This is a genomic window from Photorhabdus heterorhabditis, assembly GCF_001280945.1.
GTDB lineage: Bacteria > Pseudomonadota > Gammaproteobacteria > Enterobacterales > Enterobacteriaceae > Photorhabdus > Photorhabdus heterorhabditis.
The window spans coordinates 1-522 of sequence record NZ_LJCS01000233.1 but is presented as its reverse complement, the minus strand read 5'-3'; the positions used below and the strand labels follow the sequence as shown (position 1 = coordinate 522).

General features: G+C 61.1%; 1 pseudogene. It reads left to right on the top strand.

Annotation, left to right across the window (positions count from 1 at the left end):
* Positions 1-167: 167 nt before the first annotated feature.
* Positions 168-522: pseudogene (locus tag AM629_RS21500) on the top strand (ImcF-related family protein); the annotation flags it as partial.

Below are 522 nucleotides of genomic sequence, written 5' to 3'. Positions count from 1 at the left end.
ATACCCGTCAGTCCCCGCTGATGGCGCTAATGAACACGGTGGCGTATCAGGGACAAACGGGTCAGCGCGGGCCGGCTTTATCCGACCGGCTGGTGAAATCGGCCAACACGCTGCTAAACAACAAAACTGTGCCGATGACAGCGCCGTCCTCTGAAAGCCGTGGACCGATGAGCGCGACCTTTGGGCCGCTGCTGGCGTTGATGGGCGAAAATCAGACGCCAGAGGGCATGAGGGCGGACAGCCACCTGAATTTACGCACCTTCCTGACCCGGGTCACCGAAGTGCGGCTGAAACTGCAACAGATGAACACCAGTGATGACCCGCCGGCCATGGCGAATACACTGGCCCGGGCGGTGTTTGAAGGGAAAAGCACGGATTTGACGGAGACGCAGGGCTATGGGCGTCTGGTCGCGGCCAGTCTGGGGGGACAATGGCAGGGCCTGGGGCAGACGCTGTTTGTGCAGCCGTTAACGCAGGCGTGGCAGGGGATACTGAAACCGGCAGCGGCGAATCTGAATAGGC